At 71.1% G+C, this 26,163-nt stretch carries 25 protein-coding genes and 1 tRNA gene; 16 read left to right on the top strand and 10 right to left on the bottom strand.

The window, feature by feature from the left end; all coding sequences use genetic code 11:
* Positions 1–318 precede the first annotated feature (318 nt).
* The 3 genes from AC4BGB_RS14890 (at position 319) to AC4BGB_RS14880 (ending at position 3,147) form a co-directional block, all read left to right on the top strand.
* A complete protein-coding gene (locus tag AC4BGB_RS14890) occupies positions 319–1,002 on the top strand; it encodes a response regulator transcription factor (protein ID WP_490547658.1) in 684 nt (227 codons plus the stop codon).
* Positions 999–2,438, top strand: a complete 1,440-nt coding sequence (locus AC4BGB_RS14885; RefSeq protein ID WP_490547657.1) for a HAMP domain-containing sensor histidine kinase — start codon at positions 999–1,001, stop codon at positions 2,436–2,438. Before AC4BGB_RS14890 ends, AC4BGB_RS14885 begins: the two co-directional genes overlap by 4 nt.
* 235 nt (positions 2,439–2,673) lie before the next feature.
* Entirely contained in the window at positions 2,674–3,147 is a 474-nt protein-coding gene (locus AC4BGB_RS14880) for a DUF2231 domain-containing protein (RefSeq protein WP_490548449.1), read from the top strand.
* A gap of 16 nt (positions 3,148–3,163) precedes the next feature.
* Here the strand turns inward: AC4BGB_RS14880 and AC4BGB_RS14875 are convergent.
* Both AC4BGB_RS14875 and AC4BGB_RS14870 read right to left on the bottom strand, forming a co-directional pair.
* Positions 3,164–3,236 (bottom strand) — tRNA-Thr (locus AC4BGB_RS14875).
* 59 nt (positions 3,237–3,295) lie between these two features.
* Positions 3,296–5,173: a glycoside hydrolase family 2 protein gene (locus AC4BGB_RS14870; RefSeq protein ID WP_490547656.1), complete on the bottom strand. Its 1,878-nt coding sequence runs from the start codon at positions 5,171–5,173 to the stop codon at positions 3,296–3,298.
* A gap of 116 nt (positions 5,174–5,289) precedes the next feature.
* Here AC4BGB_RS14870 and AC4BGB_RS14865 point away from each other — a divergent pair, with 116 nt between their 5' ends.
* The 3 genes from AC4BGB_RS14865 to AC4BGB_RS14855 are packed head-to-tail and all read left to right on the top strand — an operon-like array spanning position 5,290 to position 8,468.
* On the top strand, positions 5,290–6,639 hold the full coding sequence (locus tag AC4BGB_RS14865; protein WP_490547655.1) for an extracellular solute-binding protein: 1,350 nt from the start codon (positions 5,290–5,292) through the stop codon (positions 6,637–6,639).
* A 27-nt stretch (positions 6,640–6,666) separates the two neighbouring features.
* Complete coding sequence (locus AC4BGB_RS14860; RefSeq protein ID WP_490547654.1) at positions 6,667–7,611, top strand: carbohydrate ABC transporter permease; 945 nt, start codon at positions 6,667–6,669, stop codon at positions 7,609–7,611.
* Positions 7,608–8,468 (top strand): carbohydrate ABC transporter permease, encoded by an 861-nt coding sequence (locus AC4BGB_RS14855; RefSeq protein ID WP_490547653.1) that lies wholly within the window; start codon positions 7,608–7,610, stop codon positions 8,466–8,468. The genes AC4BGB_RS14860 and AC4BGB_RS14855 overlap by 4 nt, the downstream gene beginning before the upstream one ends.
* Here AC4BGB_RS14855 and AC4BGB_RS14850 read toward each other — a convergent pair.
* The 3 genes from AC4BGB_RS14850 to cysS form a co-directional block, all read right to left on the bottom strand.
* The gene (locus tag AC4BGB_RS14850; RefSeq protein WP_490547652.1) at positions 8,461–9,999 is read right to left on the bottom strand and encodes a metallophosphoesterase family protein; all 1,539 of its coding nucleotides are present in this window, start codon (positions 9,997–9,999) and stop codon (positions 8,461–8,463) included. The genes AC4BGB_RS14855 and AC4BGB_RS14850 overlap by 8 nt on opposite strands.
* Positions 9,999–10,976, bottom strand: coding sequence for a 23S rRNA (guanosine(2251)-2'-O)-methyltransferase RlmB (gene rlmB, locus AC4BGB_RS14845; protein WP_490547651.1), 978 nt, complete (start codon positions 10,974–10,976; stop codon positions 9,999–10,001). Before rlmB ends, AC4BGB_RS14850 begins: the two co-directional genes overlap by 1 nt.
* A 169-nt stretch (positions 10,977–11,145) precedes the next feature.
* Positions 11,146–12,624, bottom strand: coding sequence for a cysteine--tRNA ligase (gene cysS, locus AC4BGB_RS14840; RefSeq protein ID WP_490547650.1), 1,479 nt, complete (start codon positions 12,622–12,624; stop codon positions 11,146–11,148).
* 127 nt (positions 12,625–12,751) lie between these two features.
* Between cysS and AC4BGB_RS14835 the strand changes: the two genes are divergently transcribed.
* Positions 12,752–14,044 carry a C39 family peptidase gene (locus tag AC4BGB_RS14835; protein WP_490547649.1) on the top strand — a complete coding sequence of 431 codons (1,293 nt, stop codon included), beginning with the start codon at positions 12,752–12,754 and terminating at the stop codon, positions 14,042–14,044.
* Positions 14,045–14,065: 21 nt separating this feature from the next.
* Here the strand turns inward: AC4BGB_RS14835 and AC4BGB_RS14830 are convergent, their stop codons facing one another.
* Complete coding sequence (locus tag AC4BGB_RS14830) at positions 14,066–14,836, bottom strand: SDR family NAD(P)-dependent oxidoreductase (protein ID WP_490547648.1); 771 nt, start codon at positions 14,834–14,836, stop codon at positions 14,066–14,068.
* Between the two features lie 49 nt (positions 14,837–14,885).
* The gene (locus AC4BGB_RS14825; RefSeq protein WP_490547647.1) at positions 14,886–16,502 is read right to left on the bottom strand and encodes a molybdopterin-dependent oxidoreductase; all 1,617 of its coding nucleotides are present in this window, start codon (positions 16,500–16,502) and stop codon (positions 14,886–14,888) included.
* An 87-nt stretch (positions 16,503–16,589) separates the two neighbouring features.
* Between AC4BGB_RS14825 and ispF the strand changes: the two genes are divergently transcribed.
* From ispF to AC4BGB_RS14805, 4 genes are all read left to right on the top strand, one after another.
* A complete protein-coding gene (ispF, locus tag AC4BGB_RS14820) occupies positions 16,590–17,075 on the top strand; it encodes a 2-C-methyl-D-erythritol 2,4-cyclodiphosphate synthase (RefSeq protein ID WP_490548448.1) in 486 nt (161 codons plus the stop codon).
* 53 nt (positions 17,076–17,128) lie between these two features.
* Positions 17,129–17,692 carry a YqgE/AlgH family protein gene (locus AC4BGB_RS14815; RefSeq protein WP_490547646.1) on the top strand — a complete coding sequence of 188 codons (564 nt, stop codon included), beginning with the start codon at positions 17,129–17,131 and terminating at the stop codon, positions 17,690–17,692.
* Between the two features lie 76 nt (positions 17,693–17,768).
* Positions 17,769–18,638, top strand: a complete 870-nt coding sequence (locus AC4BGB_RS14810; RefSeq protein WP_490547645.1) for an alpha/beta fold hydrolase — start codon at positions 17,769–17,771, stop codon at positions 18,636–18,638.
* Entirely contained in the window at positions 18,635–19,336 is a 702-nt protein-coding gene (locus tag AC4BGB_RS14805) for an IspD/TarI family cytidylyltransferase (protein ID WP_490547644.1), read from the top strand. Before AC4BGB_RS14810 ends, AC4BGB_RS14805 begins: the two co-directional genes overlap by 4 nt.
* Here AC4BGB_RS14805 and AC4BGB_RS14800 read toward each other — a convergent pair.
* On the bottom strand, positions 19,320–19,922 hold the full coding sequence (locus tag AC4BGB_RS14800) for a 2-C-methyl-D-erythritol 4-phosphate cytidylyltransferase (RefSeq protein WP_490547643.1): 603 nt from the start codon (positions 19,920–19,922) through the stop codon (positions 19,320–19,322). The two genes, AC4BGB_RS14805 and AC4BGB_RS14800, sit on opposite strands and share 17 nt — an antisense overlap.
* A gap of 96 nt (positions 19,923–20,018) precedes the next feature.
* Positions 20,019–20,504: a CarD family transcriptional regulator gene (locus AC4BGB_RS14795; protein WP_490547642.1), complete on the bottom strand. Its 486-nt coding sequence runs from the start codon at positions 20,502–20,504 to the stop codon at positions 20,019–20,021.
* 214 nt (positions 20,505–20,718) lie between these two features.
* Between AC4BGB_RS14795 and AC4BGB_RS14790 the strand changes: the two genes are divergently transcribed.
* The 4 genes from AC4BGB_RS14790 to AC4BGB_RS14775 all read left to right on the top strand — a co-directional run bounded on the left by AC4BGB_RS14790 (position 20,719) and on the right by AC4BGB_RS14775 (position 23,970).
* Positions 20,719–21,447, top strand: a complete 729-nt coding sequence (locus AC4BGB_RS14790) for a UbiA family prenyltransferase (RefSeq protein WP_490547641.1) — start codon at positions 20,719–20,721, stop codon at positions 21,445–21,447.
* A 112-nt stretch (positions 21,448–21,559) separates the two neighbouring features.
* Positions 21,560–22,081, top strand: a complete 522-nt coding sequence (locus AC4BGB_RS14785; protein WP_490547640.1) for a hypothetical protein — start codon at positions 21,560–21,562, stop codon at positions 22,079–22,081.
* Between the two features lie 10 nt (positions 22,082–22,091).
* Positions 22,092–22,844 (top strand): phosphoglyceromutase, encoded by a 753-nt coding sequence (locus AC4BGB_RS14780; protein ID WP_490547639.1) that lies wholly within the window; start codon positions 22,092–22,094, stop codon positions 22,842–22,844.
* Positions 22,845–23,037: 193 nt separating this feature from the next.
* Positions 23,038–23,970 carry a hypothetical protein gene (locus AC4BGB_RS14775; protein ID WP_490547638.1) on the top strand — a complete coding sequence of 311 codons (933 nt, stop codon included), beginning with the start codon at positions 23,038–23,040 and terminating at the stop codon, positions 23,968–23,970.
* A 153-nt stretch (positions 23,971–24,123) separates the two neighbouring features.
* Here AC4BGB_RS14775 and phoU read toward each other — a convergent pair whose 3' ends face one another.
* Positions 24,124–24,774, bottom strand: coding sequence for a phosphate signaling complex protein PhoU (phoU, locus tag AC4BGB_RS14770; RefSeq protein ID WP_490547637.1), 651 nt, complete (start codon positions 24,772–24,774; stop codon positions 24,124–24,126).
* Between the two features lie 123 nt (positions 24,775–24,897).
* Between phoU and AC4BGB_RS14765 the strand changes: the two genes are divergently transcribed.
* Entirely contained in the window at positions 24,898–26,124 is a 1,227-nt protein-coding gene (locus AC4BGB_RS14765; RefSeq protein WP_490547636.1) for a sensor histidine kinase, read from the top strand.
* Positions 26,125–26,163: the final 39 nt, after the last annotated feature.

Below are 26,163 nucleotides of genomic sequence, written 5' to 3'. Positions count from 1 at the left end.
ATCGCTTGTCTGAGGCCTTCGTCCTACCGAGCGAAACTTAGACACCTGTTAGAGCGACGATCTCGAGCGGCCAGTAGGTGCCCCTGGGCGGTCACGTCGGTGCACATCCGTCGGCGAGCGCCGTGACCGGCGCGGAGGATCTACTGTCTGGCCGCCGGGTGCGATGCTGGTCGCCTGGTCCTCCCCCTGCTCATCAGCCGACGGTCGTAGGTCTCCGGATGATCGCGGTCCTCAGCGACGCTAATGCTGGCCTCAGGTTGACCGGGGACGCTGAGCGGCAAAGCATCGACTGGAAGGGGGCGGGCCGGCGTGCGAATCATGATCGCGGACGATGACGCGGCCATCCGTGAGTCGCTGGAGCGGGTGCTCCAGGTCGAGGGCTACGACACCAGCACCGTCGCCAACGGCCTCGCCGTGCTCGACGAGGTCGGTGGGGCCGGCGGTGACACGCTGGACCTGCTGATCCTCGACGTGATGATGCCCCGCCTCGGCGGGTTGGAGACCTGCCGGCGGTTGCGCGCCGCGGATCGGGATCTGCCGGTGCTGATGCTGACCGCCCGTGACCAGGTCTCCGACCGGGTCGCGGGACTCGACGCGGGCGCCGACGACTACCTGCCCAAGCCGTTCGCCACCGAGGAGCTGCTGGCCCGAGTGCGGGCCCTGCTGCGTCGGCGTACGCCGACGGACGAGGAGTCGCAGATCCTGTCGTTCGCCGACCTCCGGCTCGATCCCGACAGGTTCGAGGCGTGGCGGGGCGGGCGACCGCTGCGCCTCACCCGGACCGAGTTCTCCCTCCTGGAGGTCCTCATGGGCAACGCGACCCGGGTCTTGACCCGCGACGTGCTGTTCGAGGCGATCTGGGGCTTCGACATGAGCGCCACCGCCAACAACCTCCAGGTGTACGTGAGCTACCTGCGCCGCAAGATGGAGGCCGAGGGTGAGCCGCGATTGATCTACACGCTGCGCGGCCTGGGGTACACCTTGCGGGAGACTCCTCCGTGAGCAGGCCCACCCCCCGGGAACCGCACCGGCTGACCCGTGGGTGGCGCCGGCAGTCCCTGCGAACCAGGCTGACGGTGATCGCGGCGACGGCCATCGCGGTCAGCGTGTTCGTGGCCTTCCAGCTGGCCAGCGAGCTGCTGGACTGGGAGCTACAGGACGCCGCCGAGGATCAGCTACGCGCCGACTCCCGCGTCCTGGCGACGAACGCGGAGCGCGCCGGTCTGAGGCAGGTGCAGCTACCGCCGTATCCCGGATCCGGTCCGCTGGTGCGGGTCCTCCTGCCCGACGGCTCGACCCGGACGCCGGCCGGCCAACCCGCGCTGCCCGGGGTCAGCGAGCGCGCCGCGCGCGTGGCTCAGGGCGCGTCGGCCGACCTGATGGAGTCGAAGGACAGCGAAGAGGGCTACTTCATCTACACGCTGCGGGCAGGCGGCGGCGCGGTCCAGGTGGCCCGCGCCGCCGACGACAGCCCGGTCAACCAGTTCGGGTTCGGCATGCTGCTGATCGGTCTGCTCTGCGTGGTCGGCGGCGCCCTTGTCGGGCGGACCGTGGCCCGGACCGGGCTGGCACCGATCGACCGGTTGACCGCCGCCGCGGTACGTGTCGCGCACACCCAGGATCTCGACGCCGACATCCCGGATGAGGGCGGTGGGGAGATCCGGCGGCTGATCCAGTCGATCAACGACATGCTCGCCGCGCTCCGGGACTCCCGTCGGGCCCAGCGGCTGCTCGCCGAGGACGCCGCCCACGAGCTCAAGACCCCGCTCACCAGCCTGCGCCTCAACGTCGAGCTGCTGATCCGGCTCGATCGGCGCGGCACCCTGGACAGCGCACTGCCGGCGGAGAGCCGGACCCGGCTGCTCAACGATCTCGGCGCCCAGGTGGCCGAGCTGAGCACCCTTGCCGCCGAGCTGACCGACCTGGCGCGGGGTGACGTCAGCGACGAGAGCGCCGAGCTGCTCGACCTCGCCGACGTGGTGGTGGCCGCCGCGACCCGGGCGCGTTCCCGCGTGCCCGACATCGAGATCACGCTCGACGTGACCTCCGTGTGGGTGAGCGGGCGTCCCGCTGCGCTCCAGCGGGCGGTGCTCAACCTCATCGACAACGCCGGCAAGTGGTCCCCCGCGGACCAGCCGGTCCAGGTCCGGCTCCGTGCCGAGGGCGCGTCGGCGGTGCTCGAGGTCGACGACGCCGGGCCGGGCATCGACGCCGACGACGTACCGCGGGTGTTCGACCGGTTCTACCGTGCCGACAGCGCCCGGGCGTTGCCGGGATCCGGTCTGGGGCTCTCGATCGTGCAACGGGTCGTCGACGCCCACGGCGGCCGGGCCACCGTCGCCGGCTCCGCACGCGGTGGCGCGCTGCTTCGGGTCGACCTTCCGGCCGCGGCAGACGATGGAGGTCGTCGAGGAGTACCGCGAGATCGTCCGCGCTGAGACCGCCTCGTCCTCCGCCACTCCCGGTGAGTGGTTCGACCAACCGGCCTGAGCATCGCTCTAACAGTTACCTCAGATTCGCTCGGTAGGAAGTCGGCGTCAGATAGGCGATGTAACCCGTATGTAGGAGGCTAGTGATGGCAGTCAACGCAGCGCCGTCCAGGGAAGCGCCGTCCGGTCGGTTGGCCGGTCGGTGGGTGCCGTGGTCAGTGATTGGCTCGTGGGTGGTGCTCTCATGGAGCTAGGTGGACTGCCCCTACACCCCCTCGTCGTGCACGCCGCCGTCGTGTTCACGCCGCTGGCGGCGACCCTGGCGGTTGTTTTCGCCGTGGTGCCACGGTGGCGGTGGCTGACCCGATGGCCCGCCGGGCTCGCGGCGCTGGCTGCGCTCGGGGCGGTGCTGGGGGCCAAGTTCTCCGGGAGGAGCCTTCTGGAGCAGCGTCCGGAGCTCGCGCCGCTGGTGAAGGTTCACGAGGAGCGAGGCGACCTGTTGGCCTGGTTCGCGATCGGGTTCTTTGTGATCGTGGCCGCCGCGGTCTTGATGTTGGGCAGCACCTCGCCGCTCCCGAGCGGTCGCGGGATCAGGGCCTCCGCGGTGCCTTGGGCTGACAGGCTGCTTCCGGTGCTCGTCGTTGTCTCCGCGCTGGCGGTCGTCGCAGTAGTCGTGCTGACTGGGGACGCCGGAGCCCGAGCTGTCTGGGAACGGTGACCTGCGGTTGCCTGAGGGCCGGTGACAGGAGTCGAACCCGCGACATCCTCATTACAAGTGAGGCGCTCTACCAACTGAGCTACACCGGCCTACGGCCTCCCACGCTGTGGGCGACCGAGCCGCCATCGTAGGCGACGGCCCCGGGCGGTCAGTCCTCGATCCACCCCACCGTCGAGGTCGCGGGCGATCCGCCGACCTCCTGGCCGGTGACGATCTCCCGGATCCGCTCCAGCGGGAGCTTCGGGGTGCCGTCGGCGTACAGCAGGCCGTTGGTCTCCTGCCCGGTGTCCAGGTACTGCGTGTAGCAGAACCCCTGCACTTCGCGGCAGGATCGCAGCGCCTCGAACTGGGCGAACAGCATCTCGTCGTACTCCTCCTCCGAGGCCGCGTTGCTGTAGCCCCAGGCGTCCGCCTGCTGCTCGCGCAGGTGGTCGGCGACCAGCGAGATCCCGCCGAACTCGGTGATCATCAGCGGGGTCTCCCCTGCCAGGAACGCGCGTTCCTGCGCCCCGCTCGCCAGGGGCCGGCGCCCGTGCGGGGTGCGCGCCTCGAGGACGACCTCGGCGACCGCCTCCCTGCTCGCGTAGCGCTGCCGCAGCTCCTCGGGGTCGCTGTAGTCGTGCAGGCCGAGGATGTCGCTGGCCACGTGCTCCCAGCCCTCGTTGGACAGCACCGGCCGGCTCGGGTCAAGGGCCCGCGTGACCTCGGCCAGCGCGCGGGCATAGCTCTGCTGCGCCGGGTCGGAGGCGATGTCCTGGACGCCCCAGCTCTCGTTCACCGGCACCCACACCACCACCGAGGGATGCGAGCGGTCCCGTCTCACCAGGTCCATCCAGGTCGGGACGTACGACGCCACCGCGGCGGGCGAGAACCCGTACGCCGCTGCCGCCTCCCCCCACACCAGCAGCCCGAGCCGGTCTGCCCAGTACAGCCACCGGGGGTCCTCGGCCTTCTGGTGGAGCCGGGCGCCGTTGAAGCCCATCTCCTTGATGGTCTCGACCTCGGCGCGCAGCTCCTCGCTGCCGCGCGAGGCCAGGTGGGTCTGCGGCCGGTAGCCCTGGTTGAGGACCGAGCGCAGGTGGTAGGGCTGGTCGTTGAGCCGGAAGGCGCCGTCGGCCACCGAGACCGAGCGCAGGCCGGTGTAGCCGGCCACGGTGTCCAGCACCCGTCCCGAGGCCTGGTCGCGGACCACGACCTCCACGTCGAGGAGGGTCGGGTGCTCCGGCGCCCACAGCAGCCGCGCCCGGTCCTGCCCGTTGCGCAGGGCGTCGATCAGCACGTCCATGCCGACGACCCGGTCCCGCGCCAGGGTCGACTGCGCGGCCAGCACCTCCTCGTCGAGCCGGACCGTCACCTCGACCACGGTGTCGGCCTCGGGTCGCCGCGCGAGCCGCACCTCCCCGCGCAGGCCGGAGGTGATCTCAGGGGTCCAGGCCACCTCGACGACGTGCTGGTCCGGGACGCACTCGGCCCAGACCGGCTGCCAGATGCCGGTCGTCCGCTCGTACCAGATGCCGCGGGTACGTTCGCGCCAGTCCTGCTTGCCCCGGGGCTGGTCGGGGTCGGTCGGGTCGTCCTCGGCGCGTACGACGAGCACGTGCTCCTCGCACCCGGGGACCAGCGCATCGGTGAGGTCCGCGGTGAACGGGGTCTGCCCGCCCTCGTGCACGGCGACGAGCTGCCCGTCGCACCACACGCGGGCCAGGTGGTCCACGGCTCCGAGGTGGAGCAGCACGCGATTGCCCGCCAGGCCATCGGGGGCGAGCTCCTCGAGCCGCACCGAGCGCCGGTACCAGACCACGGGGTGGAACTCCCGGCGACCGATCCCCGAGGCGGGCGACTCCGGCGGGAACGGCACCTCGATGGTCCCGGTGAAGGGTGCATCGCCGTCCGGGTCGAACCAGTGGGCGCCGAGACCGGCATCCTCGTCGTCGTACGCGAAGTCCCAGGTGCCGTCGAGGCTCAGCCACTGCTCGCGGCACATCAAGGGGCGGGGATAGCTCCCATCCTGCGTCGTCGCTCTCACGCGATGTCCCTTCGTCGTGACGGCTGCGTCCGCGGCTTGCCGATCCTTGCCGCTCGGCAGGGTGTGTGCCACAGTCCGATGTAACGCACGTCACACCATGTCGGGACGGAGTCAACGTGTCCAGAGGTCTGTCACGTCGACAACTGCTCAGAGCCGGGGGCGGGCTGGCCGTGGCCGGGCTCGCGTCCGGGTGCTCCTCCCCGATCGCCACCAGCCTCTTCGGGACCCAGCCGGCGACCGCCGACGTCATCTACTGGCACCTGTTCGGGGGCGGCGACGGCGAGAACATGGTCACGATGGTCGGGGACTTCGAGAAGTCGAGCGGCACCTCGGTGGAGTCGACGCTGCTCTCCTGGGGCAACCCCTACTACACCAAGCTCGCGCTCGCCGCCTCGAGCGGACGACCGCCCGACGTCGCGATCGCGCACCTGTCCCGGCTCCCCCTGCTGGCCCAGGCCGGCCTGCTGGAGACCGTCGACGACGCGGGGCTGACCGACGTCGGCATCACCGAGGACAAGTTCACTCCCGCGGCCTGGAAGAAGGCCACGGTGTCCGGGGCGACGTACGCCGTCCCGCTCGACACGCACCCGTTCGTGATGTTCTACAACGTCGACCTCGCCCGCAAGGCCGGGCTGCTCGGCGAGGGCGACAAGCTGAAGGCGATCTCGGGCAGCAAGGAGTTCGTGGACGCGCTCACCGCGATGAAGGAGGCGGGTGCTCGGTACGGCGCGATCAGCTCCAACACCGGCGACCCGTCGACGACCTGGCGGTTCTTCCTGATGCTGTACTCCGGCCTCAACCGGGATCCGATCGTCTCCGACGCCGGCACCCGGATCACCCTGGACGAGGACGCAGCGCAGGAGGCGTTCGGGTTCATGCAGACCCTGACCGGTGAGCGGGAGCTGATGCCGGGGAGCGCCACGATCACCACCACCTCCACCCTGTTCGGGCAGGGCCAGGCCGGTTTCCTCTTCGACGGTGTCTGGCAGATCCCTACGTACTCCGGGGTCAAGCTCGAGTCGGGGGAGCCGCTCGCGTTCAACGTGGTGCCGTTCCCGGCGATCCTCGGCGACGAGGCCGTCTCGTACGCCGACTCGCACGCGCTGGTCATCCCCCAGAACCCCGAGCGCTCGGCGCGGCGCTCTCAGGACGCCGCCGAGTTCGTCAAGGCGCTGCTCGAGAGTGGCGACACCTGGGCCGGTGGTGGTCACGTGCCGGCCTGGCTCCCGAGCCAGGAGAGCGCCGCGTTCCGCGAGATGGAGCCGCAGAGCAACTACGTGCAGGCCGCCTTCGAGGCGGTCTACGACCCCGCAGGCTGGTACACCGGCGCCGGATCGGACTTCCAGACCGTGATGGGCGGGGTGATCTCCGGCGTCCTCGCCGGGCGCACCAGTCCCCGGGCAGCGGTGCGGAACATGCGCGATGGCCTGCGCACCTTCTCCACAGCCATCCCCCCGGTCCGATGAGCACGGTCCGATGAGCGAAGGAGCGTCATGACCACCACCGCCATCGGTCGCGCGATCCCCGTGTCCGAGGACACCGAGACCACACCGGCCCGCGAGTCGCGCAGTGCCGACAACCGCGCAGGTTGGCTGTTCGCCGCGCCGTTCCTCGTGCTCTACGCGCTCTTCCTGATCGGCCCGGTCGTGATCGGGCTGGTGGTCAGCTTCTTCAACACCGCGACGGTGGCCCCCGGGCTCGGGGACTGGGTGGGGACCCAGAACTACGCCGATGTGCTCACCAGTAGCGACTTCTGGGCCTCGATGTGGCACTCCGCACTGTTCACGCTGCTGACCACGCCGATCCTGGTGCTGCTGCCGCTGGTGTTCGCGATCCTGGCGTCCCGGATGGCCAGCCAGCAGTGGTTCTTCCGACTGGCGTTCTTCGCGCCGTACGTCGTGCCGTCGGCGATCGTCTGCCTGATCTTCGCTTTCATGTACACCCCCGAGACCGGCCTGATCAGCAACGCGTTCGGCTGGTTCGGCCTCACCGCGCCGGACTTCCTGGGCACCGAGTCCGGCGGCTGGTTCGCGGTCGTGCTGCTGACCGTGTGGTGGACGTTCGGCTTCAACTTCATCCTCTACACCGCTGCCCTCCAAGACATCCCCGAGGAGGTCTACGAGGCGGCCACGCTGGACGGCGCCTCTCCCCTGCAGCAGATCTGGCACATCGTCGTGCCGCTGCTGCGTCCCACGATCAGCCTGGTGCTGATCCTCCAGGTGCTGGCCTCGTTGAAGGTGTTCGACCAGATCTACCTGCTGCTCCGGGGTGGCCCCGACCAGGCCACCCGGCCGGCGATCCAGTACATCTTCGACACCGGGTTCACCTCCTACCGGGGCGGGTACGCCGCGGCCGCCACGATGGTCTACTTCCTGACGCTGGTGATCGTGGCCGCGACGTGGGCGTTGCTGCGCCGGCGACGGGAGGCCCGCGCATGAGCGACGGAGCGCACACCCTGCGGGGCAGCTCGGCCGAGTCGAGCAGCCGGGCCTTCAACCGGCTCGCGGCGACCTGTGTGGTGCTGTTCGCGCTGATCTGGCTGGTGCCGTTCGCGTGGGCGGTGATCACCTCCCTGCGTCCCAACGACGAGATCACCGCCGAACCGGTGAACTTCTGGGGAAGCAGCTGGACCTTCGACGCCTACAGCAACGCGTGGAGCAACAACCCGATCGGCTGGTGGTACGTCAACAGCTTCCTGATCTCCACGCTCGCCGCGATCTTCACGGTGCTGGTGTGCTCGATGATCGGGTTCGCGATGGCGCACCTGCAGTTCCGGGGCAAGTACGTCCTGATGGCCGTGATCCTCGCCGGGATCATGCTGCCGATGGAGGCGCTGGTGCTGCCGCAGTTCATGGAGTTCCGCGCCCTCGGCCTGCTCGGCACCTACTGGGCGCTGATCCTGCCCGCGGTGGCCGCTCCGGTGGCTGTGTTCATCTTCCACGCCTTCCTGCGCCAGGTCCCGACGTCACTGATCGAGGCGGCCCGGCTCGACGGTGCGGGCTGGTGGCGCATCTACCGCCAGATCTGCATGCCGCTGTGCCGTCCCGCGATCTCGGCGGTGGCCATCCTCACCTTCATCACCAGCTGGAACGCCTTCTTGTGGCCGCTCCTGGCGCTCACCCAGACCAAGTCCCAGACCATCCCGGTGGGCCTGAGCAGCCTGATCGGCGGATCCACGATCCAGTACGCCGAGACGATGGCCTCCTCGGTGCTCGGCATCCTGCCGCTGTTCGCGGTGTTCCTGGTCCTCCAGCGCCAGATCGTGCAGGGCGTCGCTCAGACCGGGATCAAGTAGCTCCCTGGAGGTCCAGCTCCACGTAGTCGGCCACGACCAGGTCGCCCGTCGTACGCACGGTGACCGGCTGGATCCCGACCGGCCTGCCGTCGCTGTAGGTCACGAAGGTGAACTGGGCGTCGCGGCGCAGCTTGCTCCCGATCGCGATGGCGTACGCCGCCCCGCCGGTCGTCCCGTTGGTGTAGCTGTAGCCCGCCTTGCCGTTGCTGCCGACGACGCGGTCCGGGCCCACCTGCACGTGCAGGTGGCCGCCGAGGACCAGGTCGGTGCACCCGCGTTCGAGCGCGGTGGCGCCGAGCTTCGCGTCGTGGACCAGCAGGGTCGCGATCCGCTCGTCCTTCTCGTCGAGCTCGCACACGTCGTCGGCGATGCGCTCCCTGACCTCGGCGAAGCTGAGCCCGTTCTCGTCGCGCCAGTTGCCCAGGCCGCTCGAGCGCGGGTCGTCGACACCGGTGATCCGGACCCCGGCGAACGGCTCGACGGCCTCCCCGTCCAGGTGGGTCCACCCGAGCGACTTCAGGTGTCGGTTCACGAAGGTGCCGTTGTCGTGGTTGCCCGCGATGGCGACCTTCGCGGAGTACCCCTCGAACGCCTTGTCGAGGGAGCCCAGGCTGAACTCCTCCCAGGGCTGGCCCGTCGACGTGTCGTCGCCGGCGTCCAGCACGACCGTGGCACCTGCCGCGTCCGCGGCCCGGCGGACCACCTCGTCCATCCCGATGTTGTCGTGACGGTCGCTGACCAGCACGGCGACGGTCTCGTCCTCGCTCGGCTGGCGCAGCTCGGTGGCGATCTGGTCGACGCGGTCGGCGACGGCCTCGTAGAACACCGTGCTCTTCTCGTAGGTGTCGAACAGGCTGCTCAGCAGCCGCCGGGTGCCCTGGGTGAGCAGCCCACCCTGGACCTGCCAGCTAGCCAGCTCGGAGGGCACGGTCACCTCGGGGACCGCCTGCTGCACCGGCATCCACACGGTGGCCTGGACCCGCTCGGGATCCTCGCGCCACGGCTGGGCGACCAGGACCACGACGAGCGCGCCGAGCACCACCACGGCGGACCCGGTCCGCCAGTCGCGGGACCAGCTCAGGCCGCGCAGCCGGTGCCACAGCTCACCCCTGCGACGGGCGCCGACCAGGAGCCACACGGCGATCGGCACCACGGCGATCACCGCCGCCCGCAGGGCCGCGTCCCCGGCGAGGTCGAGGACGGCTTCCTGCACCCGGTCGATCTCCGCGCTGGGGCGAGCCGCGATCGCGGCATACCGCTGCGCGAGCTCGGGGGTGGTGGTCGCGGTGGTCTTCCCCATCTTCACCTGGACCCCGATCCGCTGACCCGCCGAGGTGCGCAGGTCGGGCAGGTAGGGACCCATGTCGAGGTGGACCTCCCCGTCGAAGGTCGGCCGCACCACCGCGTCGTGGCTGCCCAGCACGAGCTCGGTGCTGGAGCTGGCGAAGATCAGTGCCCAAGCGGGGACGGCCACCACCACCCAGGCCAACAGGTAGCCGACGAGCCGGACCACGCGTCGTCGCGGGGCCACTACTTCTGGTGAGCGGCGGCCCGTTCCTGGGCCACGGCGTAGAGGGCCACGCTCGCGGCGACGCCCGCGTTGAGCGACTCCAGCGAGCTGGCCATCGGGATCGAGACGAGCTGGTCGCAGGTCTCGGCCACGAGCCGGGAGAGCCCCTTGCCCTCGGAGCCGACCACGATCACCAGGGGGCCGGTCGCGAGGTCGAGGTCGGTCAGGGAGACGTCACCGTCGGCCGCGAGCCCGATCACCATGCAGCCGGCCTGCTGGTAGGCCTTCAGCTGCCGGGTCAGGTTGACCACCTGCGCCACCGGGACCCGTGCCGCTGCTCCGGCCGAGGTCTTCCAGGCGCTCGCGGTCATCCCTGCTGCCCGACGCTCCGGGATCACCACACCGTGCGCGCCGAAGCCGGCGGCGGAGCGTACGACGGCGCCGAGGTTGCGCGGGTCGGTCACCGAGTCGAGCGCGACGATCAGCGGCGGCTCGTGGTTGGCGGCGGCCCGGTCGAGCAGCTCGGCCGGGTCGGCGTACTCGTAGGTGGGGATGCGGGCGGCCAGGCCCTGGTGCACCGCGCCGGCCGTCATCTTGTCGAGCTCGGCCTTGGGCACCTCGAGCAGGGAGATGCCCTTCTCGGCGGCGATCGAGAACACCTCGCGCAGGCGGCTGTCGCGCTCGGCCCCCTCGGCGACGTACACCGAGATCACGGGCAGCCCGGCGCGCAGCGCCTCCACGACCGAGTTGCGCCCGGCGATCCACTCGTGGTCCCCGGAGCCCTTGCCGGTCTTGACACCGGCCCGACGCGGGCGCCCGGTGGGTGCCTTGTCGTCCTTGGCCGGCTTGACGTAGGTCTTGTGGTACGGCCGGTCCTTGGCCTTCGGCGTCGGTCCCTTGCCCTCCAGCCCGCGCCGCACCCGCCCTCCGGACCCGGCAGTGGGGTTCCCCTTGCCAGTCTTCTTGATGGCGCCCTTGCGCTTTGAATTACCAGGCACGTCAGTGTCCTTTTCGGTGGTCGAGCAGCGAGCGAAGCCTTGCGTCGAGCAGGGAGCGCCAGCGAGCGGTCAGTCGAGACGAGTGGTCAGTCGAGACCCCTGGCACGTCAGTGTCCTTTTCGGTGGTCGAGCAGCGAGCGAAGCGAGTGGACAGTCGAGACCCCCGACATCACAGGCTCCACTTCGGCCCCGTGGGGGTGTCCTCGATGGTCACGCCGGCCGCCTTGATCCGGTCCCGGATCGCGTCCGCGGTGGCGAAGTCCTTGTCGGCCCGGGCCTGTGCTCGTTGCTCGAGCATTCCCATCACCAGGGCGTCGACCACCGCCGTGAGGTCGTCGGAGCCCCCGCCGGCCCAGTGCTGGTGCCCCGGGTCGAGCCCGAGCACATCCAGCATGGCACGCACCTGGGCGGCGTACTCCTCCGCGGCGGCCTGGTCCCCCTCGCCGAGCGACCTGTTCCCCGCTCGGACCACGTCGTGGATCACCCCGACCGCGGCCGGAGTGCCGAGGTCGTCGTCCATCGCCGTGACGAAGGATTCGGGCAGGTCCCGCCTCGCGGAGGGGCCATCTCCCTGCAATTGCTGGGAAAAGTCAGTCTGATCGTTGATCGCACTGTCATTTGCCAGCAATTGCGTGGCGGCGGCCCCCGAGGAGCTGTCGACCCGCTCCAGGAATCCCTCGATCCGCTGGAACCCCGCGGCGGCCTCGTCGAGGGCCTCGAAGCTGAACTCCACGGTCGAGCGGTAGTGCGCGGCGACCATGTAGTAGCGCAGCTCGATGCCGCGGACGCGCTCGAGCACGTGCGGCACCAGCAGAGAGTTGCCCAGCGACTTGCTCATCTTCTCGCCGCTGGTGGTGATCCACGCGTTGTGCATCCAGTACGACGCGAACCGGTGGCCGGCCGCGCGGGACTGGGCCTGCTCGTTCTCGTGGTGGGGGAAGCGCAGGTCTACGCCGCCGCCGTGGATGTCGAAGGCCGGGCCGAGGTACTTGCCGGCCATCGCGGAGCACTCGATGTGCCAGCCGGGGCGGCCGCGTCCCCACGGGGAGGCCCAGGAGGCGGTCTCGGGCTCGGAGGCCTTGTGCCCCTTCCACAGGGCGAAGTCGCGCGGGTCCCGCTTGCCGCGGGGGTCGGCGTCGGGCGCCGCCTCCATCTCCTCGACGTTCTGCCGGGTCAGCTCGCCGTACGCCGGCCACGACTGCACGTCGAAGTAGACGTCCCCCGAGCCGTCCTCGGCGGCGTAGGCGTGACCCCGCTCGATCAGCCTCGCGATCAGCTCCAGCATCTCCGGGACGTGGCCGGTCGCGGCCGGCTCGTAGGTCGGCGGCAGCACGTGCAGCGCGTCGTAGGCCCGGTCGAGCTCGCGCTTCATGTCGTAGGCGAGGTTGTACCAGGGGCGGTCCTGCTCGGCCGCCTTGACCAGGATCTTGTCGTCGATGTCGGTGATGTTGCGGATGAACGTGACGGCGTACCCGCTCGCGCTCAGCCACCGGCGGAGCACGTCGAAGTTGACCGCCGACCGGACGTGCCCGACGTGGGGTTCGGACTGCACCGTCAGCCCGCAGACGTAGATCCCGACCGAGCCGTCCTCGAGCGGGACGAAGTCGCGGACTGCGCGGGCGGCGGTGTCGTAGATACGGAGGGGCACCGGGCAATCCTAGAGGCCGCACGGGCTGCCCACGGACGGCGGTGAACAGGGCGATACCCGACGCCGGGCTTCCACAAAATGTGACAAAACCTTACCGATGTGACTGGAGAGCATTATCGTGGCTGTCGTGACTTCCAAGATCCCCGCCTCCCTGCGGCTCCGATCCGCAGCGGTCGCCGCCGTGAGCCTGGCGCTCGCGGGCACCCTGCTGGGCGAGCCGGCGAGCGAGGCCGGGGCCCTCGACCAGGCTCGCCTGGTCGCGAGCGGGACCGCTGCCCAGCACCGGTTCAGCATGTTCACCACCGACGCCCAGTTCCGGTCCGGCACCAACGAGGGCGTCCGGGTCGCGAACGGCGCGGTCAGCATGGGCAAGCCCCGCGGCAAGGTGAGATACGCCGGCAAGCGCTGGGCGTGGTCGCGGTGGACCTCCCCGCTGATCAACCCGGGCCACCCGTTCACCGAGGTGGTGCCGACCTGGAACATCGTCACCCCGGCCAAGACCCTCGTCCTCGTCCAGGCCCGCGCCCGCAACTCCGCCGGCCGGTTCAGCACGTGGAAGACGATGGCCTACTGGAGCACCCGCGACGCAGGCCTGCGCCGCACCAGCGCGGGCGCCCAGAAGGACCCGGTGGCCCGCGTCAGCACCGACACCCTGCTCTCCAGCGCGGGGAACCTCACCGCCTACCAGCTTCGGGTCGCCCTCCTCAAGCGACCCGCCAGCACCGCGACCCCGTCGGTGCGATCCCTCCAGGCAGTAGCCAGCCGGCCCGCCGCCGCCCTCCCGGCGACGAGCCGGCGGCTACTGCCCCCCAAGACCCTCAACGTGCCGCGCTACTCCCAGATGACCCACCGCGGCCAGTACCCGAAGTACGGCGGCGGCGGCCAGGCCTGGTGCTCGCCGACCTCTGTGTCGATGCTGCTGGGCTACTACCGCCGGCTGCCGTCCGCGGCGAACTACTCCTGGGTGAACAAGAAGTACGCCGACCCGTGGGTCGACCACGTCGCCCGGGTCGTCTACGACTACGGCTACCGCGGCGCGGGCAACTGGGCGTTCAACACCGCCTACGCCGCCAACCTCACCGGGGACGCCTTCGTCACCAGGCTCGGCGACCTGCGCGAGGCCGAGCGGTTCATCGCCGCCGGGATCCCGCTGGCAGCCTCGATCACGTTCTCCCGCGGCCAGCTCAGCGGCGCCCCGATCAGCGCCACGGCCGGTCACCTCGTCGTGATCGCCGGCTTCACCAGCAACGGGGACGTGGTGGTCAACGACCCCGCGGCCCCGACGAACGCCAGCGTCCGCAGGGTCTACAACCGCGGCCAGTTCGAGAAGGCCTGGCTGCGCAAGTCGAACGGCACCGTCTACGTCGTCCGCGACGCCGCCCACCCGCTGCCGGCCCGGGCCGCCAACCGCAACTGGTGACCGCAGGGGCTCGGGTGCCGCTCAGGCCCCGTATCCCCCGTCCACGTCCACCTTCTGGCCGCTGATGAACGCGGCCCGGTAGGAGGCCAGGAAGCACACCACCTCGGCGACGTCGTGCGCGAGCCCGAACCGGCGCAGCGGGATGTTGGCGCGTGCCGCGTCCAGGGCACGTTCGTCGAGGTCGCCGTCGGCGATCAGCCGCTCGGCCATCCCGTCGGTGAGCATGCCCGGGCCGACGCAGTTCGCGCGTACGCCGAAGCGCCCCTCCTCCACCGCGAGGGCCCGCACCAGTGCCTCGACCGCGGCCTTGGGCGCCGAGGAGAGCCCGTCGCGCACGGGGAACCGCGTCGTGGCCGCAGTGGTCACGGCGACGATGCTCCCCTGGCTCTCGCGCAGGTGCGGCAGGGCCGCGGAGACGACGTTGAAGAACGAGCCGGCGTCGAGCCGGAGCTGCTCGGCCAGGTCACCGGGCTCCACCTTGCTCAGGTGGACCATCGGGACGTGCGGGCCCGCGGCGTGCACCAGGGTGTGCAGGGCGCCGTGGTGCTCCACCGCCTCCTCGACGACCCGCGCGCAGGCTGAGGCGTCGGTGGCGTCGAGCTGGTGGAGGGTGACCCGGACGCCGTACGACGCCAGCTCCTCGGCCAGGCGCTGCGCCGCCTCTTCACCGGAGCGCCAGGTCAGCGCGACGTCGCTGGACCGCTGCGCCAGCAGCCGTACGACGGCGCGACCGATTCCCCCACTGCCCCCCACCACGAGGGCCGCACCGGCGGCCTCGGCGAAGTCGTCCATGGGTCAAGGCTAGGCACCCGGTCCACGCGGCCGGGGCGAATCGAGCGACTCAGAGCGCCTTGAACGCGACCGAGTGCCATCCGGTGGCACCGTCCGGGACGACGTCGGTGCGCACCGAGGTCTGGGTGTAGCCGCTGGAGTCGGTCGCGCGCACCACCACCCGGTGCTCCCCGGGATCGACCCGCACCGTGGCCGCCCACTGCACCCAGGTGTCGGCGCCGGGGACCCGGCCGAGCTCGGCCTTCGCCCAGTCGGCGCCGTCGAGCTGGTACTCCACCTTCTCGACCCCGGTGTGCTGCGCCCACGCGCTGCCACCGATGCGGAGCACTCCTGCCTCCACCGAGGCGCCACCGGCCGGTACGTCGATCCGCGACTGGGTCTTCACCGGGCCCTTCTCGCCCCAGCCCCGTTCGGTCCAGAACGCCGAGAACCGGTCGAAGGTGGTCACCTCGAGGTCCACCAGCCACTTGGTCGCCGAGACGTAGCCGTAGAGCCCGGGCACCACCATCCGGACCGGGAACCCGTGCTCGACCGCCAGCGGCTGGCCGTTCATCGCCAGCGCGAGCATCGAGCTGCGCTCGGGGTCGGTGAGGGCCGCCAGCGGGGTGCCGCAGTTCCAGCCGTCGCGCGAGGTCTGCAGCACCGCGTCGGCGCCGGGCTGCACGCCCGCCTCGGCGAGCAGGTCCCTGACCAGCACGCCGGACCACCACGCGTTGCCGACGAGGTCTCCCCCGACCTCGTTCGACACGCAGCACAGCGTCACCCACGCCTCGGTCAGCTCGCGGTCCACCAGGTCCTGGTAGCTGAAGGTCAGCTCGCGGTCGACCATGCCGTGGATGCGCAGCTCCCAGTCCCGCGGCGAGATCGACGGCGGCGCGAGCGCCGTGTGGATGATGTAAAAGTCCTCGTTGGCCGTGCGCCACGGCTCGATCCCCGGGACCCCGAGCGAGGCCCCGGCCGGCACCTCGCCACCGTGGACCGGCAGCCGCAGCAGCCGGCGTGCGCGCTCCACGTTGCGGCGCCCGCTGCCGGCGAACCGGCCCGCGGCGCCCAGCACCGCGACCCCGGCGACGACCCAGGCCGTCCGCTTGAGGAAGTCGCGACGCGGTGAGCCGGCCCCGGGGTCGCTCTCCTGGCCCGCGCCCGCCGGGACCGGCGTCTCGCCGAGCAGGGGTGCGGTGAGCAGGCGCAGCGTGACGATCCAGGTGACGAACCCGATCATCAGCGCCAGGGAGGACCCGATCCCGGCCTGCGGCTCGCGCAGCACGGCCACCAGGCCGATGCCCGCGAGCACGAAGAACACGACGTCGGGCACCAGCGGGTAGCGCCGGACCCAGGAGGCGGCGTACGCGCAGATGCCCAGGACCGCCAGCACCGTGCCGGCCAGCAGCAGGGGCTTGTCGGCCGCGCCGACGAGGTGGATCAGGAACAGGGCGACCGGTCCCGGGGTCAGGTCGCGAACGGCCCCGGCCACGGCCTCGACCGGGCTGGACCCGGAACGCAGCGCGGTCGCCGCCGCCTCGCTCAGCACGAGCCCGGCGGCACCCGCGACCACCCCGGCGAGCGCGAACATCCGTCGCGACACCTCGCCCCTGGCCTCGCCCCGGTCGGGAGCCGGTGCGTCGGGAGGGGCGTGTCCGGTGGGGCTGGGAAAACCGGGGGACATGCTCACCTTCCCATCGTCGCCCATCGTGGTGGCCGCCGCGTAGTCCCCTCACCGCGCGTGCAGCCGATCCGAGGCATGATCACTCCCGTGAACCTGCGCATCGGCATCGGAACCGACGTCCACCGCCTCGCTCGAGGTCGTTCGATGCGGGTGGCCGGCCTGGATTGGCCCGAGGAGGAGCTGGGCCTCGAGGGCCACTCCGACGGCGACGTCGTGCTGCACGCGGTCTGCGACGCGCTGCTCTCGGCCGCCGCCCTCGGCGACCTCGGCAGCAACTTCGGTACGGCGGAGCCGCAGTGGGCCGGCGCCGCCAGCGACGACCTCCTCGCCGAGACGCTGAACCGTGTGCGCGCCGCCGGGTGGGAGGTCACCAACGTCGCGTGCCAGCTGATCGGCAACCGGCCGCGATTCTCGGCCCGGCGCGAGGAGGCCGAGCGCGGGATCGCCCACCGGCACGGCATCAGCGTCTCGATCAGCGCCACCACCACCGACGGCCTCGGACTGACCGGTCGGGGCGAGGGGCTGGCGGCCGTCGCGACCGCGCTGCTCCAGGCGCAGGGCCCGCAGGGCTGAGCCGGCGGCCCTCGACCGCGAGCCCGCCTTGGGGCGGGTGCCACGATGGAATCATGCAGCCGGCCGCTGGATCCCTGCTGATCGCCTCGGCGACCCTGGTCGATCCGAACTTCGCGCGCTGCGTGGCCCTGATCCTGGACTGCAACGACGAGGGCAGCCTGGCCGTGATCCTCAACCGACCCTCGAAGATCCCCGTCGGCGAGGTACTCACCCCGTGGCAGGACGTCACCACCGAGCCCGGGGTGTTCTTCCGCGGCGGGCCGGTCGAGCTCAACGCGGCGCTCGCCGTGGGCTCGATCGCCGAGACCGCGAACGGCGACCTCGAGCCCCACGGCTGGCAGTCGCTGGGCGGTGCGCTCGGGATCGTGGACCTCGACACCCCGCCGGAGGAGTTCCTGGGCCGCCTGACCGGCCTGCGTGTGTACGCCGGCTACACCGGCTGGTCGCCGGGCCAGCTCGAGGACGAGATCGAGGAGGGCAGCTGGCACGTCGTACCTGCGCTGACCTCCGACCTGTTCAGCCACACCCCCGACCAGCTGTGGCGCGACGTCCTCCGGCGCCAGCCGCCGCCGCTGTCGATGCTGGCCACGCTCCCCGAGGACGCGAACCTGAACTGACGGCGCCGCGGCCTCGCGGCGGCGGGGTCGTAACATCCGGGGCGACCTTGAGTTTCCCCCGAGTCGGAGGACACGGATGCGCACCTACGACGGGCTGAACCTGGCCGTGACCACCTACGGCCCGGTGGACGCCCCGCTCACGGTCTTCCTGGCGCACTGCTGGACGCTGAACCAGCAGGACTGGCACTACCAGGTGCGCGACCTGCAGCGGGAGTTCGGCCACGGCATCCGGATCGTCACCTGGGACCATCGCGGGCACGGCGACTCCGACCCCGTGACCCGGGCGCAGGCCACCATCGAGAACCTCGCCCGCGACTGGGCCGACCTGGTCGACGAGCTCGCGCCGACCGGTCCCCTCGTCCTCGCCGGGCACTCCATCGGCGGGATGACCCTGATGCAGCTCGCCGATCTGCGGCCCGACCTCTTCGAGCGGGTGGTGGGGATGGCGTTCGTCTCCACCTCGGCGGGCGAGCTCGACACCGTGACCCTGGGGCTCCCGGAGATGGGCGAGCGGATGCGCGCCCAGATCCCCCGACTGCTCGCGTTCCGCTCCCGCACCCTCTCGCGGCGGGCGCGGCGCCGCGCCCCGGTGGTGGAGCGGCTGGTGATGCGCCGCTACGTCTTCGGGCGGCCGCTGCGGCTGGCGGACGCGGCCCTGGCCGTGGACGGGCTGATCAACTGCCCCAGCGACACCGTCGTCGGGTTCTACGAGGACTGCATGCGCCACGACCGGCTGCACGCCCTCAAGGTGCTCTCGGGGATCCCCACCCAGGTCCTGGTCGGCAGCCGCGACGTGCTCACCCCCACCGCCCACGCGCGCCGGCTCGCCGAGAACATCGAGGGGGCGGTGCTCACCGTGGTCCCGGAGGCCGGCCACATGCTGCCGCTCGAGCGCGACCAGCTCGTCTCCGGCGTGCTCATCCGGCTGATCCGGCCACACCTGTGAGCGCACCGGCGAGCATCCGCACGGCTGCGGTGCTGCTGGCCGCGGGGTCCGGCACCCGGGTCGGGTCCTCGGTGAACAAGGTGCTGCTGCCGCTGGCCGGGATCCCGATCCTGGCGCGGTCGGTCCGCACGGTCCTCGAGGTCGACGGCGTGCACCGGGTCGTGCTCGTCGTACGTCCCGAAGACCGAGCCGCGGTGCGCGACGCGGTCGCCCCGCACCTCGGCGCCCACGACCTGTGGGTCGTCGACGGCGGCACCCAGCGCCACGACTCCGAGTGGCAGGCGCTGCGCACCCTGGCCGACGAGATCGAGGACGACGAGCTCGACGTTGTCGCGATCCACGACGCGGCTCGTCCGCTCGCACCGGCGGCGCTGTGGCGCGAGGTGATCGACACCGCTGCCGAGCACGGGGCCGCGATCCCGGTCGTCGCGATGCCCCGGCTCTCCCACCGCAACGGCACCCTGGCCCCCGCTGGCCTGGGCGGCGTGCAGACCCCGCAGGCGTTCCGGGCGCGCGACCTGCTCTCCGCGCACCGCCGCGCGGCGCAGGACGGCTTCGTTGCCACCGACACGGCGGCGTGCCTGGAGCGCTACGCCGACCTCGTGGTGCGCGGCGTGCCGAGCACCGCCGGGAACCTCAAGGTCACCTTCCCCGAGGACGTCGCCCTGGCCGAGGAGCTGCTCACCGGCTCTCGCTGAGGGCGGCCAGGACCTCGAGGTCGGCCTCGTCCTGGATCCGTCGCCCCTGCGCCGGGGCCTCGAGGGTCCGCAGCGGGTACCGCCGGGCGAGCGCGTCCACCAGCGCAGCGAGGTCCCCGCGGGCCAGCTCCGCAACGGGGTCCCTGCCGCTGTCCCCCACCTCGGCGGCCAGCGCCGCCAGCACGGCCGCGGGCAGCACGACCGGGGAGGCCACGCAGACGAGTTCGTCCCGGTCGACGGTGGCGCCGAGCGAGGCAGCCGCGGCGTCGTACTCCTTGACCGTGTCGGTGACCGGTCGTACGCCGGCCACGACCGCGCCGGTGCGCCGCGCCTCCGCGACCGCCTGCTCGATGAACCACGCAGGGGTCAGCGGGCACAGCGGGTCGTGGACGACCAGCATCCGCCCCGACTCGCTCACCGCCGCGAACGGGACCCCCTGGTCGAACAGCTCGACCTCGGCGGCACCCAGCGCCCAGGAGGCCGCGGCGACCAGCGACTCGCCGTGGACCAGCAGGAACGGCAGCGTCCCCCGGCCCTCCAGCGGCACCACGCCGAGCGGGGAGGCGAGCCCCTCGTAGATCTCCATGGCTGATTAGTTTCCCTGCACCTCGCCCGGACATACATCGAGCCCCCGGACTCAAGGTCACGGAGGCTCGACGGAGACTGTCGATAAGTCAGTTGTTCAGGAAGCGAGAACCTCGTCGAGGATCGACTCGGCCTTGTCCTCGTTGGTGTGCTCGGCCAGGGCCAGCTCGGAGACGAGGATCTGGCGTGCCTTGGCCAGCATCCGCTTCTCACCGGCGGACAGGCCCCGGTCACGCTCGCGGCGCCACAGGTCGCGGACGACCTCGGACACCTTCATCACGTCACCGGAGTGCAGCTTCTCGAGGTTGGCCTTGTAACGGCGCGACCAGTTGGTCGGCTCATCGGGGACCACTGCCCGGAGCACGTCGAAGACGCGATCGAGGCCGGCCTTGTCGACGACGTCGCGGACACCCACGAGGTCGAGGTTGCACGCCGGCACTCGGACCACGAGGTCCTGCTGCGCGACGATTCGGAGTACCAGGTACTGCTTTTCTTCACCCTTGATGGTGCGCATCTCGATGTTTTCGATGACCGCGGCCCCGTGATTGGGATATACGACCGTTTCGCCGACAGTGAATGACATATGTAGTGAACCCCTTTCGAGGGGTCTAGTCTAACACGCCCGGAGGTGGCCCCAATCACACGTATTCGCAGGTCAGAGGGCCTGTTGGGGGTTGACAGGATCCGGATCCATGTGGTGCGACCAGTCGGACATGGGCAGATTGGGTTCGGGTGACAAGCCGGTCAGGGCCTGCGAAACGTCGCCAACCGTGTGGTGATGCTCAATACTGCGACCCATGAGCACACAGACAGCCTCGAGCACGACGGGACAGCTGCGGTCCTTCACCCGTGCCGCCCACCCCCGTCAGGCCGTCGCCTTCGCCGCGGTCGTCGGGCTGCTCTCCGCACTGATCGGCCGGCCCGCGCGCGAGGTGCTGGCCGCTGCCGGGGCGGTGCTGGTCGCGCAGCTGCTCCTGGGCCTGCTCAACGACCTGATCGACCACGACGTGGACCGCAACTCCGGCGCTCCCGGCAAGCCGATCGCCGAGGGGCTGATCCCGCCGGGGAACGCCAGCTTCGGCATCGCCGTACTCCTGCTGCTGGTCCTGCCCCTGTCGCTGCAGAACGGCCCCACCGCAGGGCTGTTCCTGCTCTCCACGCTGGTCGTGGGGTTCGTGCACAACCGCTGGCTCAAGGGCACCGCACTGTCCTGGCTGGGCTGGGCGGTCACCTTCGCGCTGCTCGCCTGCTTCGTGACCTACGGCGGCTGGGGCCGGGAGACCGAGGGATCGGCACCGTTCACCAGCTTCGTGGTGCTGTGCGCACTGCTCGGTGTCGCGGTCCACTTCCTCACCGCCCTGCCCGACCTGGTGCTCGACCACGTGGCCAAGGTCCGGCACCTGCCGCTGCGGGTCGCGCTGCGCACCGGAGCCCCCCGGTTGCGGCTCCTGACGCTGGTCGCGACGGCGCTGGTCCTGGTCGCGATCGTGTGGACCACAGCCCTGAACTCCTCCATCGCTCACTGAGCGATAGGCTCGCCGGACGACGAACCCGTTCGTGACACGTTCTATGATCAACGAGCCTGGACACTGCCCCGGACCGAGCGCCCGGCGGCGCTCCGAGAGGAACCGCATCGCCATGTTGACGCCCGTCCGCCGCCGTCTGGCCCCGCTGGCCGCACTCGCGCTCGTGCCCGTCCTGGGCGGGTGCGGGATCCCGGGCTTCGCCGGGTCCGAGTACCAGACCGATCAGGTCTACCAGCCCTCGGTCGGCGCCAACGAGACCTCCGGCACGGTCAAGGTGCTCAACGCCGCGATCGTCAGCTCCGACGACGGCGAGGGCACGTTCGTGGGCTCGTTCGTCAACCAGGACCGCACCGAGACCGCCACGCTCGACCAGCTGACCGGCGACGGGGTCAAGGCCGAGATCGCCACCCCGGTGAGCATCAAGCCCGAGAGCCTGGTCGCGATGGCCGACACCGGCACCATCCGGATCACCGGTGACGACGTCACCCCCGGCAAGTACGTCCGGCTGACCATGGTCTTCAGCACCGGCCAGAAGACGACGGTCAACACCCCGGTCGTGGCCGCCGCCGAGGAGTTCGAGGACATCACCCCGGCCACCCCCGCCGCCACCCCGAGCGCCTCCCCCACCAGCTGAGGACCGTGCGATGAGCGAGTCGACCCACACCCTGATCCTGCTGCGCCACGGCCAGAGCGACTGGAACGCCAAGAACCTGTTCACCGGGTGGGTCGACGTGGCGCTGACCGACCAGGGTCGTGCGGAGGCGATCGCGGGCGGTGAGCAGCTCGTCGAGGCGGGCCTGCTGCCCGACGTCGTGCACACCTCGCTGCTGCGCCGCGCCATCACCACCGCGCACCTGTCCCTCGACGTCGCGGATCGGCACTGGATCCCGGTACGCCGCTCGTGGCGGCTCAACGAACGCCACTACGGCGCGCTCCAGGGCAAGGACAAGAAGCAGACCCTCGAGGAGTACGGCGAGGAGCAGTTCATGACCTGGCGCCGCTCCTTCGACGTCCCCCCGCCGCCCATCGACGACGCCGACGAGTGGTCGCAGGCCGGCGACGTCCGCTACGCCGACCTCGGCGAGGAGATGCCCCGCACGGAGTGCCTCAAGGACGTGATCGAGCGGATGCTGCCCTACTGGGACGCCTCGATCGTCCCGGACCTCCGGGCCGGCAACACCGTGCTGATCGCTGCCCACGGCAACAGCCTCCGCGCGATCGTGAAGCACCTCGACGCGATCAGCGACGAGGACATCGCCGGCCTGAACATCCCCACCGGCATGCCCCTGGTCTACGAGCTCGACGCCGACCTCCGCCCCACCGTCCCGGGCGGCCGCTACCTCGACCCCGAGGCCGCCGCTGCTGCGGCTGAGGCTGTCGCGAACCAGGGCCGCTGAGCGGGTGACCGTTTGCCAGCAATTGCTGGCGAATTGCAGTCTCCTGGCGCGAACGGCTGACTTTTCCCAGCAATTGCGCGGCCGTGGACGCCCCATGACCGCTCCGCGTCCACAGCACCCACGAGCCGGCCGGCTCTCCACAGCAGCGTGACGTCCGCGAGCGTGCCGTCGTACGGCGGCACATCCTCGGGCCATGGCAATGGACGAGGGCCGATCCGGGCCGAGACGACCGTTCCTCCGGCGTGACGCGGCGAGGCTGGGCATCCCGTCGCGCGCGTTCAGGGGCAAGCGCTATCGCCCGCTGCTCCACGGCGTCCGCGTCTCCCGCGACGTTCCGCTCACCCCCGAGATCTGGGGCAGCGCCGCGCTCCTGCTCCATCCCCCGGGCGCCTTCATCAGTCATCGCTGGGCAGCCGCGATCTACGGCGTACCCGCCCCCAAGCACGCCGACGTCGACGTCAGCGTGGTTCGCATCGGGGACCGCCGCTTCTCAGCGGGGCTGAAACCCCACCTCGCGCACGACGACGTCGACGTCATCGACTGGCACGGGGTTCGCGTCTCCTCGCCCCATCGCACGTTCTGCGAGCTGGCGCGGTCGTTGACCCTGGTGGATCTCGTCGTGCTCGGCGACCGGTTGGTGGCGAAAGGGCTGTGCACCGTCGAGGAGCTGCGCGACCACGCCGCCCGCTGGAAGGGGTACTGCCGCCGCCAGGCCATCCGCGCCGCCGACCTGGTCCGCGCGGGCGTGGACTCGCCGATGGAGACACGGCTGCGGCTGCTGCTCGTGCTCGCCGGCCTGCCCGAGCCGCAGATCAACTACAAGCTCCGGTGGGCCGACGGCGCCGTACGGCGTCGCCTGGACCTCAGCTACCCGGGGATCAAGCTGATCGTGGAGTACGACGGCCGCCACCACGCCCTCGACACCGAGCAGTGGGAGATCGACAACGAGCGGCTGGCCGACCTCGCGGCCGAGGGATGGTCGTTGCTCGTGGTCAGGAGCAAGGGCATCTACCAGTCGCCGCTCCGCACGCTGCAGCGCGTGCGGACGGCGCTGGTCCAACGGGGATACCCCGGAGTGCCGGCTCACTTCGACGACGAGTGGACGGCTCACTTCCCGATCCGGTGACCGGGTGGGCTCTCAGCGGGTGCATCGCTGAGGCCGCTCCCGGCCGACCCTTTCCGCGCAATTGCTGGCAGATGTCATCCGCATCGGGCGAACGACTGACTTTTGCCAGCAATTGCGTCCCCCGGCCGCCCAAAGCCCAAACCCCGCCCCCACTCACACGTACTGCGGGTGCTCCCCCGTGACCAGGAAGACGACGCGGCGCGCGACCGAGACGGCGTGGTCGGCGATGCGCTCGTAGTAGCGGCCGAGGAGGGCGATGTCGACCGCGGGCTCCACGCCGTGGGTCCAGTCGGAGCCGAGGAGCTCGCGGAAGGAGTTGCGGCGCAGCTTGTCCATCTCCTGGTCGGCCTCCTCGAGCTCCTCGGCCGCGGCGACGTCGGAGTGGGCGATCACGTGCTCGACCTTGCCGATCATCACCTCGGCGACCGCGGCCATCCGGGCCACCATCGGCACCACCTGGTCGGGCACGGCGACGTCGGGCACGCGGAGGCGGGCGATCTTGGCGATGTGTACGGCGAGGTCGCCCATCCGCTCGAGCTCGCTGACCATCCGCAGCGAGGCGACCAGCATCCGCAGGTCCCCGGCGACAGGGTTCTGCAGGGAGAGCAACTCGAAGCTGTGCTCCTCCAGCTTGCTGCGCAAGGCGTCGATCGTGGCGTCACCGCTGATCACCCGCTCGGCCTGCTGGGCGTCGCCCTCGAGCAACGCGGAGGTCGCCTCGGAGACGGCCTCGCGCACGAGGCGGGCCATCGTCACGAGGTCGTCCCGGATGGAGTCGAGCTGGTCGTTGTAGGCATCACGCATGACAGGGAACCTAGGGGCGCGAGGTGAAGGACTGGCGTCGTTGCGTGAACCGGAGGTGAACAGCGACCGAAGGTGTGGTCCAGAGGCCACGAGCACGCGGGGTGGCTGCGTACCATCGACCGCGTGAGCCCGACTCTGCAGGCCCTCCTCTTCGCGCTGCTCGGAGCAGTGCTCGGTGGCGGCGCCGTGCTCGCGTTCTGGGTCAGCGAGCGCCAGCTCCGCCCGACGGTCCCGGTCGAGCCCGAGCTGCCTCCCGGCGTGGCCGCCGTGCTCTCCGTGCTCCGCAGCAGCGCCCTCGTCGTCGATGCCAGCGACACCGTGCTGAAGGCGTCGGCCCCCGCGACCGCCATGGGCATCGTGCGTGACGGGGAGATCACCGAGCGCGAGCTCGCCGACCTCGTTCGCCAGGTACGCCGGGACGGGCAGATCCGCGAGACCGAGCTGACCATGCAGCGGCCCGGGATGCCTCCGCGCCACGTCACCGCCCGGGTCGCCCCGCTGAGCTCCCAGCTGGTGCTGGCGCTGATCGAGGACCGCACCCGCGAGCGTCGGGTCGAGTCGATCCGGCGCGACTTCGTGGCCAACGTGAGCCACGAGCTGAAGACCCCCGTGGGCGCGATCAAGCTGCTCGCCGACGCAGTCCTCGACGCGGCCGACGACCCCGACGCCGTACAGCGCTTCGCCGGCCGGATGCACACCGAGAGCGAGCGCCTGACCCGACTGGTGCAGCAGATCATCGAGCTCTCCCGGCTCCAGGGCGACGACCCGCTGGAGCAGCCCGTGCCCGTCGAGGCCGACCACATCATCGCCCGGGCCCTGGACGAGAACCTCACCGACGCAGCAGCCCGTCGCATCCACCTGGTCCGCGACGGCACCGAGGGCCTGGTCCTCCTCGGCAACCGCGAGCAGATCGCCGTCGCACTGAGCAACCTGGTCGCGAACGCGGTGGCGTACTCCCCCGAGGGCTCCTCCGTCGTGGTCACCGCCACCGCCCACGAGGGCGCGGTCGACCTCAGCGTGACCGACCGCGGCATCGGGATCCCCTCCCACGAGCTCGACCGCATCTTCGAGCGCTTCTACCGCGTCGACCCGGCACGGCACCGCTCCACCGGCGGTACCGGCCTGGGCCTATCGGTCGTCAAGCACGTCGCCGCCTCCCACGGCGGGGAGGTGCGGGTCTGGTCGGTCGAGGGCGAGGGGTCGACCTTCACGCTCACCCTGCCGCGCAAGCCCGGCCAGCTGTCGGACCCGGCACCTGGCCCCACGACCAGTCCCACCGCGACCGACCCCAGCACCACAGGCACGACCCCGCACACCGATCGCACCGACCGCACCAAGGAGAACGCGTGAGCACGCCCCGAGACCGAGCTCGATCGACCGGCCCCCGAC

It is taken from the genome of Nocardioides sp. Z30_9 (assembly GCF_058215735.1).
This window is presented reverse-complemented; position numbering and strand designations above follow the sequence as displayed.

Coding starts and splice junctions, on each gene's coding strand:
- AC4BGB_RS14890 (WP_490547658.1), top strand. CDS start 319: ATGATCGCGGACGATGACGCGGCCATCCGTGAGTCGCTGGAGCGGGTG.
- AC4BGB_RS14880 (WP_490548449.1), top strand. CDS start 2,674: ATGGAGCTAGGTGGACTGCCCCTACACCCCCTCGTCGTGCACGCCGCC.
- AC4BGB_RS14860 (WP_490547654.1), top strand. CDS start 6,667: ATGACCACCACCGCCATCGGTCGCGCGATCCCCGTGTCCGAGGACACC.
- AC4BGB_RS14855 (WP_490547653.1), top strand. CDS start 7,608: ATGAGCGACGGAGCGCACACCCTGCGGGGCAGCTCGGCCGAGTCGAGC.
- AC4BGB_RS14830 (WP_490547648.1), bottom strand. CDS start 14,836: ATGGACGACTTCGCCGAGGCCGCCGGTGCGGCCCTCGTGGTGGGGGGC.
- AC4BGB_RS14825 (WP_490547647.1), bottom strand. CDS start 16,502: ATGTCCCCCGGTTTTCCCAGCCCCACCGGACACGCCCCTCCCGACGCA.
- AC4BGB_RS14815 (WP_490547646.1), top strand. CDS start 17,129: ATGCAGCCGGCCGCTGGATCCCTGCTGATCGCCTCGGCGACCCTGGTC.
- AC4BGB_RS14810 (WP_490547645.1), top strand. CDS start 17,769: ATGCGCACCTACGACGGGCTGAACCTGGCCGTGACCACCTACGGCCCG.
- AC4BGB_RS14800 (WP_490547643.1), bottom strand. CDS start 19,922: ATGGAGATCTACGAGGGGCTCGCCTCCCCGCTCGGCGTGGTGCCGCTG.
- AC4BGB_RS14795 (WP_490547642.1), bottom strand. CDS start 20,504: ATGTCATTCACTGTCGGCGAAACGGTCGTATATCCCAATCACGGGGCC.
- AC4BGB_RS14790 (WP_490547641.1), top strand. CDS start 20,719: ATGAGCACACAGACAGCCTCGAGCACGACGGGACAGCTGCGGTCCTTC.
- AC4BGB_RS14785 (WP_490547640.1), top strand. CDS start 21,560: ATGTTGACGCCCGTCCGCCGCCGTCTGGCCCCGCTGGCCGCACTCGCG.
- AC4BGB_RS14780 (WP_490547639.1), top strand. CDS start 22,092: ATGAGCGAGTCGACCCACACCCTGATCCTGCTGCGCCACGGCCAGAGC.
- AC4BGB_RS14775 (WP_490547638.1), top strand. CDS start 23,038: ATGGCAATGGACGAGGGCCGATCCGGGCCGAGACGACCGTTCCTCCGG.
- phoU (WP_490547637.1), bottom strand. CDS start 24,774: ATGCGTGATGCCTACAACGACCAGCTCGACTCCATCCGGGACGACCTC.